The sequence below is a fragment of the Acinetobacter sp. MD2(2019) genome (assembly GCF_035615615.1).
Lineage (GTDB): Bacteria > Pseudomonadota > Gammaproteobacteria > Pseudomonadales > Moraxellaceae > Acinetobacter.
The window spans coordinates 202644-214478 of the sequence record NZ_VTDU01000001.1 but is presented as its reverse complement, the minus strand read 5'-3'; the positions used below and the strand labels follow the sequence as shown (position 1 = coordinate 214478).

Here is an 11835-nt window from a genome sequence, read left to right as displayed (position 1 = left end):
TGTTAAGTGTTATTCATCGTCATCAAACTGGTTGTAATATTCCGGTGAAAGGTTACTAAAACGGGTGTATTGACCTTCAAAAGCCAAACGTACTGTACCAATTGGGCCGTTACGTTGCTTACCAATAATAATTTCGGCAGTACCGGCTTCTTTAGATTCTTTGTTATACACTTCATCGCGGTAAATAAACATGATTAAGTCGGCATCCTGCTCAATCGCACCCGATTCACGTAAGTCAGACATGACCGGACGTTTGTTTGGTCGGTTTTCTAGACTACGGTTAAGCTGCGAAAGCGCAATAACAGGGCAATTCATTTCTTTGGCTAATGCTTTTAAGCTTCGTGAAATTTCACCAATTTCACCCACACGGTTGTCACCCATTCCTGGAACTTTCATAAGCTGTAGATAATCGATCATGATACAACCGAGTTTACCTCCATGCTGTTTAGCAACACGTCTGGCACGCGCACGTAATTCTGTTGGAGGAAGTGCGGATGAATCATCAATATAAAGCTGTTTTTCTTGTAGTTGTAAAATGGTGCCAGTCACTTTAGACCATTCGTCACTGTCGAGTTTACCCGAACGTAAATGGCCTTGATGCACTTTCCCGTAAGATGAAATTAAACGCATGGCAATAGAATCGGCGGGCATTTCCATTGAAAACACCAAAGCGGGCAGGTTGCAGTTAAACAAAACGCTTTCGACCAAGTTCATGGCAAATGTGGTTTTACCCATAGATGGACGCGCAGCAACAATAATCATATCGCCCGCTTGCATGCCAGAGGTTTTATTGTCTAATTCTAAAAATCCTGTCGATAAACCGGTAATATTGCCTTCTAATTGCGATAATTCACTGAGTTTATTAAATACGTTGGACACCACTTCGGTAATCGGTTGCGGGCCTTCGTTTTTCTTGTTGTTATTGTGCTGTTCTGCAATAGAAAAAATATTGGTTTCTGCAAGGTCTAAAATTTCACTGACGCTTCGACCTTTGGTGTCATAGGCATTGAGTAGAATTTCATTGCTGGCTTTAATCATGCTGCGCAGTGTTGCAAACTCTCGAATTTTGGTGGCATAAGTTTCAAGGTTATAGAAACTTGCAGGCGAATCCGACATTAATTGCATCAGGTAGTCTTCACCACCAATCGCATCGAGTAAATTTTGCTTAACCAACCAGTCGTTAACTAAGACGGCATCGTAAGGTGAGCCTTCTTGTGCCAGCTTATCAATCGCTCGATAAATATATTTATGCCGTGTCGCATAAAAATCATTTTCATTTAAGATGTCGCTGACTTGTTCGAAAGATTCTGCAACCGTCATTAGCGCGGCAAGGACAGCTTGTTCAATGGCAAGGTTATGCGGAGGGGTTCTAAACTCTTTGAGTTGACCTGAGTCACTTGTTTTACTCTCTGTTTTTGGAGTATTTTTAGAAAAATTGGCATTCGCCTGTGACATAACAAGACCCAATAAAAAGATGAAACCCGAACAAGTGACTATCTTAATGCAAATAGCAGGAATCTGGACAATTTAATTCAAGCAAAATTGTTTAAAGTACTCAATAGCACAATAGATAGGCAGTTGTGTAATGACATACAATGGACATTTTTCGTCAATACAAAACCTAGTAAATATCATTTAAATGACTAAAAGCTTTATATTTAGACATAAAAAAAGAGCATGCCAAAGCATGCTCTTTTCTTTGCAGCGAATTACTCAGATACGATAGTAACAAGTACTTCTGCAACAACATCATGATGCAATTGGATTGCGATGTTGAATTCACCAGTGTGACGAAGCGCACCGTTCGGTAAACGAACTTCAGCACGGTCAACTGCAAGGCCAGCATTTGTTAATGCATCAGCGATGTCACGTGTACCGATTGAACCGAATAATTTACCTTCATCACCTGCTTTTGCAGTGATTACGATATTTACTTCGTTTAATTGGTCAGCACGTGCTTGAGCAGCAGCTAAAATATCAGCTTCAGCTTTCTCAAGTTCAGCACGACGAGCTTCAAAAGCAGTTGTGTTAGCTTCAGTAGCAGCTACAGCTTTACCTTGAGGGATCAAGAAGTTACGGCCGTAACCAGCTTTAACTGAAACTTTATCACCAAGTTTACCAAGGTTTTTAATGCGTTGTAATAAGATAATATCCACAGCTCAACCTCACTTATGATTGTCAGTGTAAGGGATCAAAGACAAGTAGCGAGCTTGTTTAATTGCTAGCGCTAATTGACGTTGGTAACGAGCTTTAGTACCTGTAATACGGCTAGGAACAATTTTGCCGTTTTCAGTGATGTACTGTTTTAAAGTGTCGATATCTTTGTAGTCGATGTACGTTACGTTCTCAGCTGTAAAGCGGCAGAACTTGCGACGACGGTAAAAACGTGCCATTGATGTTCTCCTTATTACGCTTCAACAGAATCTTGGTTAGCTTGAAGAGCTTCTTCGCGTTGAGCTTTACGCGCACGCTTTTCTTCAGCACTTTTAGCCAATAAAGATTCTTCAGTGATCGCGTGTTCACGACGGATGATGATGTTACGAATAATTGCATCGTTATAACGGAACAATTCTTCTAATTCATCAAGCGTAGTTTGACCACATTCAACATTCATTAAAATGTAGTGCGCTTTGTGAATTTTGTTAATTGGGTAAGCCAATTGACGACGGCCCCAATCTTCAAGGCGGTGAATTTGACCTTCAGCTTCTTTAATTTGTGAGATATAGCGTTCTACCATACCCACAACTTGATCGCTTTGGTCTGGATGTACCAATAGTACGATTTCGTAGTGACGCATTGTCAGCTCCTTACGGTTTATACAGCCCCTAAAACATTATTTTAGAAGCAAGGAGTCTCGATAAGTTTATCGAGTCGCAAATTGCGAGCAGACATTATAGGTAAATTTATCGACAAACACAATTTAATATTCAATTATTTACCTAAAGCCTGCGCAGGTGCTGCTCTGAGTAAAAATACAATAAAGCCTTTAAAATTTGGATCAGATGAAAAATTTAAATTCGGATTCCATTCGCCATATTGTACCAAGCCAATTTTATAGGGCAGTTGCAGCGCTGCAATTTTGCTTAAATAGGCTTGATAATGCGGGATGGTGCGAGAACCTTGATAGGTCTGAATCACCAATTCATTAATATTTTCTCTAAATAGCCTAAGCGTATTTTTATCTTTTAAGTTGGTCCAATCCATCAAACTGGTAATACTTAATTGATATTGCTTCGGCAATTGTGTTCTTAAGCGCTGTAAAAATAGGGCATAGTCATTTAAATTTTTAGTGCGGGCATCAAAGTCAATTTGTATGCCGACAATATGGTTGCCCGCATGTTCCCATTGTTTAACACGTTGTAAAATCTTTATTAATTCATCGCCTTGCCAATTTAAGTGATGATTGCGAAACACCAACCACACTTTTTGTTTAGGGATGCGAAGAACAGGCACGCCTTGTTGAATAAATACTGAGCGTTGATTGCGTGAATCCGCCTGAATCTCACCTTGTAAAATATAAAGGCTTGTTGCTCGGTTTAAATAAGGCGCAGAAGAGATTCTGCCCCATAGCCAAAATTCCTGATATTGATTGGCATCGACAGAAAATTTATTTGGGGCAGCTTGGATTGATGGGCAAAGTATGAATCCACCAATCAATATATAGAGTAGCGCTGAAAAAAGCGGCTTCAACATGCTTATTTACCAATAATATTTCAACGATTTTGCCCACGAGGTATTTGGATAATCACGTTTAATTTGGTCATACCATTGTTTGCGTACAGGTTTTGCAACTTCGGAATCACCGCAGTCATTCATACCACTTGGTGAATAGCACATAATGGCGCGGTACAGCGCATAGGCTTGTAACTCACTTTTTTGGTTAGATCTAATCAGGCTTTTATAAACATTGCCACGTGCAAATACGGGTCCTTCAAAATGATCATTCAGTGTTGTACTTTCAGAATCATCGTATTGCCAGCCAAAGTGATGAGCACGATTATATTCACCCATACAAACATTCAGTAGCGGATCTTTGGGTGATTTTTCAAGTTGCTGCGTTAGCGTCGGTAAATTTGGACATTTGAGCTGTGGACTAATGGTTGTGCCATTCCAAATAAGATCGGAAAATGGTGCTTTATCTTTATATTTTTCTATGCCATCGAATGATTTGTACTGTGCTGCATCTGCTGGTAATTCGCGATAATATTGATTAAATAAACTGTAATTTTGATGCGTTAACGATTTACTTAATAACGTAAATAGCGCGGCCTGCTTTTGGTCATTGTTGGCTTGGTTACTTTTAATCATTTGTTGTAATGCATTTGGATTGGCATGATCAACAATAAAGTTTTTTTGCAAGTTTAACTGACGAATCGTTGGATTTTTACCAATAAAAGCCGCTACTTCTTGTTTTTTGATTAGATATGGCATCAGCGCCAATTCAAATAGACCACGCGCGTCACTACGTTTGGCTTGCGCTAATTGTTCTCGCCAATAAGTTTCGGCCTGTGTCGGACTAATCTGATCAAGTATTTTTCCCTTTAAAAAGCGTTGACTCAGTTGCAGATAAGGCTGCTTTGTATTATCTAAGGCGGTTAAAACAGTTAAAGCTTCACGCGGTTTATTTTGCAAATAGAGTAAATGTGTGGCTTGTAAATATTGGAACAATTCAGGTTGCTGCTGAAAATGATTTTTTTGGGCAGTCAGTTGTGTCCAACCGATCGGCTTGTAACCTTCGCTTTGACTCTCCCGCATCATCATTAAATCATAGGTGGCTAAAAAGAACGGATCACTTAAATGACTTGCTTTGAATTTGCTACTACCAAAGATCTGACGGTCGATTTCCGCAGGCAATGCTTGCATATCTAGGTTGTAATAAGGTGATTTAGGATTTTGTATTTGCCAAACCAATTCGTTGATGAGCGCAGGTTGTTGCCCCCCAAGCCAAAAGGCACGGCGTAAATAACCACGTGCACTGGCAGCATATTGTCCATTTGGATACATTTTTAAATAGTTGCGAATGGTGCCGAGTAATTGCTGGGTATCTGCAGGATTAATTTTGCTTAAATCTAAGTCGCCATATTGCCCAACGCCTGAACTAAAAACTAAATTTAGGCGGGTTCGAATCAGCATATATTGGGCAGTTTCTTTAAGCCAAGTATCATCAACCGTGCTCAGTACCGCATAAATTTTATCTGCAATGGCATAATTTGCATTATAAAATGCAATGCTGGCATTTAGATAAGAAGCATATTGGCGTGCAGTAATTGACCACTGTGGATTCACCGCAAGCAAAGCAATTTTTTCACCGCAACCTGTAATTTTCTTGCGCGCGCTAATAAGTTGCTGTTTTTCATTTGAGCTAATATTTTTATTGTTTTGCACCTGTTGGATAAAACCACTTTTGCCGCTTGCAAGCGTTCTGCAGCGTTCATCTAAGTAATCATCCGATTTATCTGTAGGTTGACGTGCATTATTGACTTTGTTTTTACTCATTTGAATGAGTGTGTCTGCTTCAAAAGGAACTTGGGCATAGGTTGATGTCCAAAGGTCGGTATCGCCTTTGATGGGTTGCAACTCTGCAAGTCCTAAATCACTTAACAATAAGCTCATATTGACTTGATTGTCATTTGAAGGAATGAGAACAGGTACGTTACTGCAAGCATCGTAAGACTTGCCATCTACATTAAAATTTGGACTACATGTAAAGTCTACGCCTGCATGTGTGGTGTGACTTAGCAATAATAGTGGGCTGATTGAACTGAGTAAAAGTGTCGTCAAAATGGTTTTTTTAAGTGTCATAGCGAGTAAAAATCATTATTGTTGCCGCTATAATAGCAAAAATCAGCAAAAAAAAAGATAGAGTTAAACTCTATCTTTTTTTAAAAAATTGGCAAATGTGGTGCAGGGGAGTGATAGCTAAAACTAAAGCTTAAACTTAATGCCGTAATTAAAATTACAGAATATAAAAAATAGCTTTTTGCCCAAACTTGGTCATTCTCAGCTTTAAAGCCAATAATTGATAAATAGACCCAATATGCGCATAACGCATTAAAGGTGACTAAGAAAAATATATTGGTATAACCAAAGCAATATAAACCGTTTAACACCGCAGTAAATAAAAGCACGTAAATTAAAGATTCAATTTTGGTACGCAAAATAGAGCGAGCAACAGGCAAAATAGGAATATTTGCTTGTTTGTAATCATCAAAACGATAAATTGCGATTCCCCACGAATGAGGCATTTGCCAAAGTGCATACGCCAAAAAGATCAGCAAAGCAGCAACATCAAATTCATGCGATACAGCCGTGTAGCCAATAACAGGTGGACAAGCCCCTGAAATACTACCAATCACGGTTTGATGAATTGAAGTCCGTTTTGACCATAAACTATATAGGCAGACGTATACAACAAAACCAAGCACTGCAAAAGCAGTTGCATAGATATTAACGAAAAATAAGAGAATGCTTAATCCCAAAGTTCCTAAAATCGTTGCATAAATTAATGCAATATTCGGTTCAATGGTTTTCTTAACCAACGCTCGGTTTTGTGTGCGTTCCATTCGATGATCGATGTCTTGATCAATGAAGTTATTGACCACACAACCCGAGGCAACAACAAGCGTTGTTCCAACAAGCGTACAGAGAAGCAAAAGGATATCTACAGCGCCTTGGGCGGCTAAGAAAAAGCCGCCCAAGGTGGTAACGAAGTTACCAAAGAGTATCCCTGGTTTAGTCAGGAATATATACTTTTTTAGCATGACAACCAGTTTAGATCATCATGTTGTAATGTAGATAGTTCATAACCCAAACTGAACCGATCAAAAGAATGGCAACAGTAAGAATCGTATAGATAAATGCAATCACATTCCAACGTTGCTCTTCAGATGAGTTCATGTGCAAGAAGAAAATTAATTGTACAAGAACCTGAACAACGGCAGTAATAGCAACAACAGTCAGTAGCAATCCGCGACCAAAGCCACCCGCCATCACCATTCCAAAAGGAATGATGGTGAGGATGATAGATAGGATAAAACCTACTGTATATTGTTTTACATTACCGTGTGATGCATCGGATGAATGATGATCATGACTCATGAGATAACTCCCATTAAGTAAACAACACTAAATACACAAATCCAAACGATATCGAGGAAGTGCCAGAACAAGCTTAAGCAAGCCAAGCGACGTGTATTTGGTAAGGTTAAGCCGTTTTTCTTGATTTGACACATCAAGACTAGCATCCACACTAAACCAGAAGTTACGTGAATACCGTGCGTACCAACTAAGGTGAAGAACGCAGTCAAGAATGCGCTGTGGCTAGGACCGTGGCCTTCAGCAACAAGGTGATGGAATTCGTTGATTTCCATCCCAATGAACACTGCACCAAAAACCCAAGTGACCATTAACCAAGTAATTACACCGTTGACGTTATTTTTATAACGTGCAAGAACGGCAAATCCGAATGTTACAGATGAAATCAAAAGTGCAAATGTTTCAATTAACACATAGTTTAATGATTCACTGAACAAGTCGAATGGGCTTGGTGTGCCCGCAGGCACATGTGTGTGTAATACAGCATACGCAATGAACAGCGTGCCGAATAACACAAGGTCACTCATCAAATATGTCCAAAAACCAAAGACGGTGATGTCTGTATCATCGTGATGATGATGTTCGTCATGTCCGTGGTTTTCGTGATGAAGTACTTCAGCCATGGTCTTAGTCCTTCTTCAAGTGTTTTTCAAGAATGGCAAAGCGTTCGTTTTCAATGCGCTCAACTTCAGCAGCAGGAACGTAGTAATCAACTACTTTCGTATTTGAACTGCGGATGAAGGTAATGATTGTAGAAACGAATGCAGCTACCACAAGCCACCAAATGTGCCAGATTAAACCAAAGCCCATTACGGTAATTAACAACGCCAATGCAAAGCCCGCAACGCGGTTAGTTGGCATATGAATATCTTCATAATGTGTAGGTTTAACATAAGCAACACCGTTTTCTTTGTCTAACCAGAAGCGATCGATATGTTCGCCTTGCGGTAAGTAAGCAAAGTTATAAAACGGGGCAGGAGATGAAGTAGACCATTCAAAGGTACGAGCATCCCAATGGTCGCCTGTGTAATCGATATTTTGGTTGCGTTGTAAGAAACCAACCACGATTTGCATAATGAAGCAAAGAATACCAATTGCAACAAGTACAGCACCAATCATTGCAATTGCAATGTAAGGGTCCCATTGTGGGTTGTCATAAGTATTCAAACGACGTGTCATACCCATGAAACCAAGGATATAAAGTGGCATGAATGCAAAATAGAAACCAATGAACCAGAACCAGAATGCTGCTTTACCCCAAGCTTCGTTCAAGCTCCAGCCAAACATTTTTGGCCACCAGTAAATAATACCAGCGAATAAACCGAATACCACACCACCAATAATTACGTTATGGAAGTGAGCGATAAGGAATAATGAGTTATGAACAAGGAAGTCGGCAGGTGGAACCGCCATAAGTACGCCTGTTAAACCACCGATACCGAAAGTAACGAGGAAGCCAAACGTCCAAAGCATTGGAGTTGTATAGGTGATGCGACCTTTGTACATGGTGAAAAGCCAAGAGAACATTTTCACGCCTGTAGGAATCGCAATAATCATGGTCATTACACCAAAGAACGCATTTACGTTCGCGCCTGCACCCATGGTGAAGAAGTGGTGAAGCCATACGATTAAAGACAATACCGCAATTGCAGCAGTTGCATAAACCATTGTTGCATAACCAAACAATGCTTTACGAGAGAATGTTGGAACAATCTCAGAGTAAACACCAAATGCTGGTAATACAAGAATATATACTTCTGGGTGACCCCAAGTCCAAATCAAGTTTACGTACAACATTGGGCTACCGCCAAGGTCGTTAGTAAAGAAGTGGAAGTCGAAGTAACGGTCAAGCGTAAGCATTGCAAGCGTTGCAGTTAACACAGGGAAGGTTGCAACAATCAAAACACATGTAAATAAAGCAGTCCATGTGAAGATTGGCATATCCATAAGTTTCATGCCAGGCGCACGCATTTTAATCATCGTTACAAGGAAGTTAACCCCTGTAAGTAACGTGCCTAGACCGGAAATTTGCAGTGCCCAGATCCAATAATCTACACCAACACCTGGTGAATATTGAATGCCAGAAAGTGGAGGATATGCAAGCCAACCAGTAGCCGCAAACTCACCCAACACAAGCGAAACCATGATTAGGCCTGCAGCACCCGCGAATGCCCAGAAACTAAATGAGTTAAGCAAAGGGAAGGCAACGTCACGTGCACCAATTTGAAGTGGTACAACAATGTTCATTAAGCCAACAACAAGGCCCATTGCAACGAAGAAGATCATGATTACACCATGTGCGGTGAAAATCTGATCGTAATGGTCAGGGTGTAAATAACCTTCTGAACCACCACGTGCAAGGAACAATTGTAAACGCATCATGAATGCATCGGCGAAACCACGCAGTAGCATGACCACCGAAACAAGCACATACATAATACCAATTTTTTTATGGTCTACAGATGTGAACCATTCTTTCCAAAGGTATTCCCACTTTTTAAAGTAGGTAATACCTGCGATAACAGCAATCGCACCAATTGCCATAATAATTGCGGTCACAATTACAATTGGTTCTTTTGGGATGGCACCCCATCCAAGTTTACCTAATAGCATGTCCATGTATTATTCCCCTGCAGGTGCTTCATGTTGCATGTTGGCATGAGAAGCATTTTGTTCTGCACCATGGTAATTGCTCATGTACTTGTCGATGACTTTCTTGAACAATCCAGTTTCAACTGAAGAGTAGTAAGTCACTGGATGTGGCTTGGTTGGGTAAGGACCCATACGCTCAGCTTCTTCCGCAGCAGCTTTTTCTTCAGGTGATTTAGCGTCAGCTAACATGCCTTCGATTTGGTGTTTAGAACGTTCACCATCACGTAGCGCTTGTAGGCCTGCAAAGTCCAAGTTTTCTTTTTGAACTGCAGTCGCATTGACTTGAGTGCCTTTACCCGCTTTCACGTCAGCAACCCATTGATCAAAATCGGCTTTTGTTACGCTATGCGCTTTAAAGTGCATTTGAGAGAAACCATAACCACTGTAGTTTGCCGAGAAGCCACGGAATTCGCCTGCTTCATTCGCTAATACATGTAGGTGAGTTTGCATGCCTGCCATTGCATAAATTTGACCTGCTAACTGAGGAATGAAGAATGAGTTCATTGTAAAGTCAGAGGTAATATGGAAGTGAACAGGAGTTTGCTCTGGGAAGCGTAATTCATTCACTGTTGCAATTTGTTGCTCAGGATAAATAAATACCCATTTGTATGGCTCTGCAACGACTTGAATATCAACAGGTTTAGTTGTCGATTCAGCGTCAAGCGGGCGATACGGATCGTATTGGTGAGAACCCCACCAAGCGATATAAGCAAGAATCGCAATAATAATAATAGGTACGCCCCAAACTACAACTTCAATTGCAGTTGAATGTGCCCATGTAGGTTTATAGTCTGCATCTTTATTTGACGCGCGATATTTCCAACCAAACCAAATTGCCATGATGATCGAAGGAATCACCACCAAAAGCATAAGATAGATCGCTGTCATCATGAGTCCACTTAGACCATGAGCGACAGGACCTTTTGAGTTTAGAAGTACTAAATCACCTCCACACCCAGTTAAGAGTGCAGAAATCGCAGATAAAGACAATACAGCTAATATCGTTTGTCTCATTTTACAACCTCGGTGAAGAGTCCCATTTCAATTTAAAATATGGGATAGCGATTATAGTGACTGATGCTTTTGTTATTGCCTATTCCTTAGAAAAAGTGATAAGCAAAAGCATGTTGGCACCGCTACTTTGTCGGGCATTATGCCCTATATTGATAAACTTCGCCACATTTAGGCGGTCCAAAAAACACAGATTTAAATCCAAGAAATTAAGTTGGATTTAAGAAACCTGAAACAAAAAATTAGTTAAATCATTATCTTGAACTAAATACGTAGATTTAACTTTAACGTGTCGATGTTTAATTCTGTCGGTTAATTACCTTGGTTTTTGCCACTAAGTCGTGCAAAGTTTGTCTTTTTTTACCGAATGCAAAAGCGTAATCTAAAATTGTGATGATTGGCATAGATAAAAAATTCAGAATAATGAAGACAATACTGCGTAATAAGAAGACGCGAGTCAGCCCAACTTTTTCGTATGTTTGCGCATCTACAATTTGAATGCCCATAATGCGTTTGCCTAAACTTTGCCCTGATTTTGCCAGTAAAAAGGCTTGAAAGGCCAACATAATTAGTAAGTAAACCGCCATGGTTTGCCATGCTTGCGCTGGAATTAAATCAAAAATTTGCTGCTGTGTTTCTGCACTAAAGGTGGTTTGTTGAAACTCTAAAATCTTATTTTTTGCTGTTTCATCAAGCATAAAAGAGGGAATCGCAAAAAAAGGAATCCAGAGTGCAAAATCAATGATTTTAGCAACTGTGCGTTTATAGATGGATGCCAGTTCTGCTTTTTTTACTTCAATATGGTGTGTTGGTTGGGGGTTAAACGTCGGTATTTCTGGTGCATAACCTTGTGGTTGATAAACATTTTTACCTTGAGTGAGTTCGCCTAAGGCTTTCCATTCGGTCATCCCTTGATGCCAAGCAAGGTCGGTTAGTAAAACTTGCTGTGCTGCCAGCATTTGGTTAATTTGTTCTAATGTATACGGGCCAGCTTGCTGATTGTTTCGTGCTAAATAAATTTGCATATTTCTATTTACTCTATATCTAATAAAAAAGACCCAACGTATGGGTCTTTTT

The 11835-nt window shown here is 40.0% G+C and carries 12 protein-coding genes; all 12 read right to left on the bottom strand.

What is annotated here, in order from left to right; translation table 11 throughout:
- Nucleotides 1-9: 9 nt before the first annotated feature.
- Complete coding sequence (gene dnaB / locus I2F62_RS00980; protein ID WP_324625163.1) at nucleotides 10-1455, bottom strand: replicative DNA helicase; 1446 nt, start codon at nucleotides 1453-1455, stop codon at nucleotides 10-12.
- A 254-nt stretch (nucleotides 1456-1709) separates the two neighbouring features.
- Nucleotides 1710-2156, bottom strand: a complete 447-nt coding sequence (gene rplI, locus I2F62_RS00975; protein ID WP_324625162.1) for a 50S ribosomal protein L9 — start codon at nucleotides 2154-2156, stop codon at nucleotides 1710-1712.
- A gap of 9 nt (nucleotides 2157-2165) precedes the next feature.
- A complete protein-coding gene (rpsR, locus tag I2F62_RS00970; RefSeq protein ID WP_004278792.1) occupies nucleotides 2166-2393 on the bottom strand; it encodes a 30S ribosomal protein S18 in 228 nt (75 codons plus the stop codon).
- A gap of 14 nt (nucleotides 2394-2407) precedes the next feature.
- Entirely contained in the window at nucleotides 2408-2797 is a 390-nt protein-coding gene (rpsF, locus tag I2F62_RS00965) for a 30S ribosomal protein S6 (protein ID WP_324625161.1), read from the bottom strand.
- A gap of 134 nt (nucleotides 2798-2931) precedes the next feature.
- Complete coding sequence (locus tag I2F62_RS00960; protein ID WP_324625160.1) at nucleotides 2932-3693, bottom strand: DUF3142 domain-containing protein; 762 nt, start codon at nucleotides 3691-3693, stop codon at nucleotides 2932-2934.
- 6 nt (nucleotides 3694-3699) lie between these two features.
- Nucleotides 3700-5802, bottom strand: coding sequence for a hypothetical protein (locus tag I2F62_RS00955; RefSeq protein WP_324625159.1), 2103 nt, complete (start codon nucleotides 5800-5802; stop codon nucleotides 3700-3702).
- An 80-nt stretch (nucleotides 5803-5882) separates the two neighbouring features.
- Nucleotides 5883-6761, bottom strand: a complete 879-nt coding sequence (gene cyoE / locus I2F62_RS00950; protein WP_324625158.1) for a heme o synthase — start codon at nucleotides 6759-6761, stop codon at nucleotides 5883-5885.
- A 10-nt stretch (nucleotides 6762-6771) separates the two neighbouring features.
- Nucleotides 6772-7098 (bottom strand): cytochrome o ubiquinol oxidase subunit IV, encoded by a 327-nt coding sequence (cyoD, locus tag I2F62_RS00945; protein WP_324625157.1) that lies wholly within the window; start codon nucleotides 7096-7098, stop codon nucleotides 6772-6774.
- On the bottom strand, nucleotides 7095-7718 hold the full coding sequence (gene cyoC / locus I2F62_RS00940) for a cytochrome o ubiquinol oxidase subunit III (protein WP_324625156.1): 624 nt from the start codon (nucleotides 7716-7718) through the stop codon (nucleotides 7095-7097). Before cyoC ends, cyoD begins: the two co-directional genes overlap by 4 nt.
- Before the next feature lie 4 nt (nucleotides 7719-7722).
- Entirely contained in the window at nucleotides 7723-9714 is a 1992-nt protein-coding gene (gene cyoB, locus I2F62_RS00935) for a cytochrome o ubiquinol oxidase subunit I (protein ID WP_324625155.1), read from the bottom strand.
- A 3-nt stretch (nucleotides 9715-9717) separates the two neighbouring features.
- On the bottom strand, nucleotides 9718-10761 hold the full coding sequence (gene cyoA, locus I2F62_RS00930) for a ubiquinol oxidase subunit II (protein WP_324625154.1): 1044 nt from the start codon (nucleotides 10759-10761) through the stop codon (nucleotides 9718-9720).
- Nucleotides 10762-11057: 296 nt separating this feature from the next.
- Nucleotides 11058-11783 (bottom strand): RDD family protein, encoded by a 726-nt coding sequence (locus tag I2F62_RS00925; RefSeq protein WP_324625153.1) that lies wholly within the window; start codon nucleotides 11781-11783, stop codon nucleotides 11058-11060.
- Nucleotides 11784-11835: the final 52 nt, after the last annotated feature.

Excerpts from the sequence above, each read along its gene's own strand:
- dnaB (WP_324625163.1), bottom strand. The coding sequence starts at position 1,455 with ATGTCACAGGCGAATGCCAATTTTTCTAAAAATACTCCAAAAACAGAG.
- rpsR (WP_004278792.1), bottom strand. The coding sequence starts at position 2,393 with ATGGCACGTTTTTACCGTCGTCGCAAGTTCTGCCGCTTTACAGCTGAG.
- rpsF (WP_324625161.1), bottom strand. The coding sequence starts at position 2,797 with ATGCGTCACTACGAAATCGTACTATTGGTACATCCAGACCAAAGCGAT.
- I2F62_RS00960 (WP_324625160.1), bottom strand. The coding sequence starts at position 3,693 with ATGTTGAAGCCGCTTTTTTCAGCGCTACTCTATATATTGATTGGTGGA.
- I2F62_RS00955 (WP_324625159.1), bottom strand. The coding sequence starts at position 5,802 with ATGACACTTAAAAAAACCATTTTGACGACACTTTTACTCAGTTCAATC.
- cyoE (WP_324625158.1), bottom strand. The coding sequence starts at position 6,761 with ATGCTAAAAAAGTATATATTCCTGACTAAACCAGGGATACTCTTTGGT.
- cyoD (WP_324625157.1), bottom strand. The coding sequence starts at position 7,098 with ATGAGTCATGATCATCATTCATCCGATGCATCACACGGTAATGTAAAA.
- cyoC (WP_324625156.1), bottom strand. The coding sequence starts at position 7,718 with ATGGCTGAAGTACTTCATCACGAAAACCACGGACATGACGAACATCAT.
- cyoB (WP_324625155.1), bottom strand. The coding sequence starts at position 9,714 with ATGGACATGCTATTAGGTAAACTTGGATGGGGTGCCATCCCAAAAGAA.
- cyoA (WP_324625154.1), bottom strand. The coding sequence starts at position 10,761 with ATGAGACAAACGATATTAGCTGTATTGTCTTTATCTGCGATTTCTGCA.
- I2F62_RS00925 (WP_324625153.1), bottom strand. The coding sequence starts at position 11,783 with ATGCAAATTTATTTAGCACGAAACAATCAGCAAGCTGGCCCGTATACA.